Origin of the sequence: Phenylobacterium sp., assembly GCF_036723115.1 — a bacterium.
Lineage (GTDB): Bacteria > Pseudomonadota > Alphaproteobacteria > Caulobacterales > Caulobacteraceae > Phenylobacterium.
The window spans coordinates 6,519-10,525 of record NZ_DAIMHV010000098.1; the positions used below are offsets into that span (position 1 = coordinate 6,519).

The 4,007-nt window shown below is 70.0% G+C and carries 4 protein-coding genes; 2 read left to right on the top strand and 2 right to left on the bottom strand.

Annotated features, from left to right (window positions below; translation table 11 throughout):
• Together V7D28_RS10710 and pbpC are read right to left on the bottom strand one after the other, a co-directional pair.
• The coding region (locus V7D28_RS10710; RefSeq protein ID WP_333587377.1) for an ATP-binding cassette domain-containing protein at positions 1 to 651 on the bottom strand (651 nt) is incomplete at its 3' end.
• Between the two features lie 73 nt (positions 652 to 724).
• Positions 725 to 2,992 (bottom strand): multimodular transpeptidase-transglycosylase PbpC, encoded by a 2,268-nt coding sequence (gene pbpC / locus V7D28_RS10715; protein WP_333587378.1) that lies wholly within the window; start codon positions 2,990 to 2,992, stop codon positions 725 to 727.
• Between the two features lie 50 nt (positions 2,993 to 3,042).
• On the opposite strand from pbpC, the gene V7D28_RS10720 reads away from it, so the two are divergent.
• Entirely contained in the window at positions 3,043 to 3,510 is a 468-nt protein-coding gene (locus V7D28_RS10720) for a YcgN family cysteine cluster protein (RefSeq protein ID WP_333587379.1), read from the top strand.
• Between the two features lie 129 nt (positions 3,511 to 3,639).
• A partial coding sequence (locus tag V7D28_RS10725) for a DnaJ domain-containing protein (protein WP_333587380.1) occupies positions 3,640 to 4,007 on the top strand: 368 nt, incomplete at its 3' end.

A 4,007-nucleotide genomic window follows, 5' to 3' on the forward strand; every position in this document is an offset into this window, starting at 1 on the left:
ACGGCGGGCTTCCTCGGCCTCGGCGGCGGCGATCTGCTCGGTCCAGGCGTCGAAGGCTGCGAAGCCCTTGTCCAGCCGACGCACACGACGGTTCTCCAGCCAGAAGCAGCGCTGGGTCACCCGCTCCAGGAAGGCGCGGTCGTGGCTGACGATCAGCACGGCGGCGCGGCTGGCGGCCACGGCGGCCTCCAGCGTCTCGATGGCCAGGATGTCCAGGTGGTTGGTGGGTTCGTCCAGCAGCAGGATGTCGGGATCTTCGGCCAGGGCGCGGGCCAGGGCGGCGCGGCGCCGCTCTCCGCCCGAAAGGCCCTGGGTGGACTTCGAGGCCGCCAGGCCGAAGCTCTCCAGGGCCGCGGCGCCCGCATGGGCCGGCGCGCCGCCAGCCGTCACATGGTCGAGCAGGGTCTCTCCGACGATGTCCGGCTCCTGCGGGACATAGGCCACCGTGGCGCCCGGCGTGATCGCCCGCTCGCCCTCGTCGGCCTCGGCCTGGCCGGCCAGGATTTTGAGCAGGGTAGATTTGCCCGCCCCGTTGCGTCCCACCAGGGCCGCGCGGCTGCGCGGCTCCAGGGCCAGATCGACGCCGTCGAACAGCATCGTGGGTCCGTCGGCGAGACGGACGGATTTCAAGGCGAGGACGGGGGGCTTCATTGGCCAGCCAAATAGCGTGGTTTGCCGCGCCCGCAAGGGCGGGCCGATCTTGAGCGCCAGTCAGAAGGGCCGGCTAGAAGGGAATGTCGTCCTCAGGGACCGGGCGGCTGGCGTCCACCGAATCCCGGGGCTGGGCGATGGCCGGGGGCGGCGCCAGCGGCGGGGGCTCGGCCTCTTCGGCGGCGCGGGCGAAGTCCGCCGCCAGGCCGCGATAGAAGGGGTTGCGATGGTCGTCCTCGAACATCGGCTCCGGGTCGGGAACCAGCCAGGCGAAATCCTCCGGCTCCAGACCCTCGTGGGCGGTGATCATCAGGCGCCGCCAGATCTCCGCAGGGATCGCGCCGCCGGTGACGCGGTTCATCGGGGTGTCGTCGTCGTTCCCGATCCAGACCCCGGTGACATATTCGGGCGTGAAGCCCACGAACCAGGCGTCGCGCCAGTTCTGGCTGGTCCCGGTCTTGCCCGCCGCCGGCCAGTCGAAGGCCGCCCGGGCCGCGGTGCCGCCGGGCTGCAGCACCTTCTTCATCATCTTCACCATCATGCTGGCATGGGTGACGTCGATGGCGGGAAGGGGGCCGGACGGCGCGCGACGGAAGACGTTCTGGCCGTCCACCGTCTGGATTTCCTCAATGATGGTGGGGGGTAGCCGTCCGCCGGCCTGCTGGAACACCTGGAAGGCGCTGGTCAGCTCCAGCAGGCTCACCTCATAGGCGCCCAGGGTGACCGAGAGGTCGGGATTGCGCGGAATGGTCGTCAGGCCGAAGCGCTGGGCGATGTCGCCGATGGCCGGGCCGCCGGCTTCGGCGCCCAGCTTCACCGCCACGGTGTTGATGGACCGGGCCAGGGCGTTCTCCACCGTCATGGGCCCGCGATAGCCGCCGCCATAGTTCTGCGGCCGCCAGTCGCCGAAGCGCACCGGCCCGTCCACCCGGATGTCCGAGGGCAGGACGCCCTTTTCCAGGGCGGCGGTATAGATGAAGGGCTTGAAGGTCGAACCCGGCTGGCGCCGCGCCTGGGTGGCCCGGTTGAAGACGCTGAGCCCATAGTCGCGCCCGCCCACCATGGCGCGGATGGAGCCGTCCGGCCCCAGGGTGACGATGGCCGCCTGGCCGGCGCGGGCGGCCGCGCCGTCGGTGCTCATCACCTGTTCCATCACCGTGGCGGCCTCGGCCTGGAGCCGGGGATCGATGGACAGCCGCACCAGCAGATCGGGGGAGTTGGGCGCGATGCGGGCCAGGACCTCGGTGGTGGCGTGGTCGAGCAGATAGCCATAGGGGCCGTCGGTGGAGGTGGCCGTGGCCGCCAGGCGCGGGGTGTCGGCCAGGGCGGCGTTAAGCTGAGCCTCGCTGATCCAGCCGGTCTCGCGCATCCGCCGCAGCACCCACCGGGAGCGGTCCAGGGCGGCTTCCATGTCGTTGTGCAGGGCCAGGCGCGAGGGCGCCTTGGGCAGGGCCGCCAGCAGGGCGGCTTCCGACAGGGTCAGCTGGCTGGCCGGCTTGCCGAAATAGGTCCGTGCGGCGCCGTCCGCTCCGAAGGTGTTGGCCCCGAAATAGACGCGGTTCAGATAGAGCTCCAGCACCTCGTCCTTGGTCAGCATCCGCTCGAGGCGCCAGGCGAGGGCGGCCTCCTGGATCTTGCGCTCCAGGGTCTGCTCGGGCGTCAGGAAAAGACCCTTGGCGATCTGCTGCGAAAGGGTGGAGCCGCCCTGCACCACCCGGCCCGCCCGCCAGTTGACATAGGCCGCCCGCACCACCGCCTGGAGGTCGATGGGGCCGTGGCGATAGAAGCGATGGTCCTCAGCGGCCAGGAAGGCCAGCGGCACGTATTCGGGCAGGTCGCGCAGGCGCAGCCGGTCGCCATAGCGCGGCCCGCGACTGGCGATGAGTTCGCCGTTGCGGTCGAAGAACTTGATCCCCGGCGCCCGGTTGAAGGCGTATAGCTGACTGGCCGGCGGCAGGTCGGGCATGTCGCGCAGGAAGCGCTGCTGAACATAGATCCCCGCAGCCACGCCCCCCACGATGAGCAGGGCCAGCAAGCCGATCAGCACGCCCCACACCCATCCCCAGCGCCGGCGCCGGCGGCGTGGGTCCCGGGGCATGATGAAGGGCTCGTCCGGGCCATCTCCGCCGCCGCCTGGTCGCGCCGTGACCGGGGCGGCGGCGAAGGGCGTGATCTCCGGGGGGGAAGGCCTGCGGCCGAACTCGTCCTGGGGCGGGACGTCCTGGGATGGGCCATGGCCCCCGCCCGGCGCGGCGGCGGCGCGCGCGGGCTCAGCGGCCTTGCGCGGCTTGTCCGGATCGCCGTCCGGGAAGCGGTAGGGGTCTAGGGTCCAGTCGTTCACGTTCTGTGGCGCGGATGGCGGTGAAGGCGCTTTGGGTTTAGGACGGGGCCGTGAGCACGCACAAACCCTTTTGGCGCACCAAGTCCCTCGCACAGATGACGACCCAGGAATGGGAGAGCCTATGCGATGGCTGCGGTCTCTGCTGCCTGGTTCGCTTCGAAGATGAAGACACGGGCCAGATCATCCCCACGCGCGTGCATTGCACACTGTTTGATTCCAGCCTCTGCGCCTGCACCGATTATGCCAACCGCAAGGCCCATGTGCCCGACTGCATCAAGCTGACGCCTGGCAATATCGCCAAGCTCCCCTGGATGCCGCTGAGCTGCGCCTATCGCCGCCTGCACGAGGGCAAGGACCTGCCGGCCTGGCATCCTCTGGTGACCGGCGACCCCGAGAGCGTGCATGACGCCGGCGTCTCCATTCGCGGACAGACCATCAGCGAGGACGAGATGGAAGACCCCGAGGACGCCTGGGCCTATGCCGCCTGGGACCTTCTGGAGGACCGCAGCGGGGATTAGCGACCCGGTTCGCAGACTCGGTCACAGGTGTGTGGCTAAAATATCACGGCTTGCCTTGCGTGACACCGCCCCTCGCACAATCTAGAGGCCTGTATTCAAACCCCCTCGGACATCGGAGAGCTGAAGACCTTGGCGCGCGATCCCTATCAGGAACTGGGTGTTCCCCGCGGGGCCAGCGAGGACGACATCCGCAAGGCCTTCCGCAAGCTGGCCAAGCAGCATCACCCGGACGCCAACCCCGGCGACGCCGCCGCCGAGGAGAAGTTCAAGCGCGTCAGCGCGGCCTTCGACATCCTGGGCGACGCCGACAAGCGGCGGAAGTTCGACGCCGGCGAGATCGACGCCGACGGCCATGAGACCATGCGCGGCTTCGGCGCGGGCTGGAGCCCCGGCGGCTTCCAGGGTGGTCGCGGCCAGACGCGGGCCGAGACCTTCGACGGGGTCGATCTGGGGGATATCCTGGGTGAGATGTTCGGCGGCCGGGGCGGGCGCGGTCC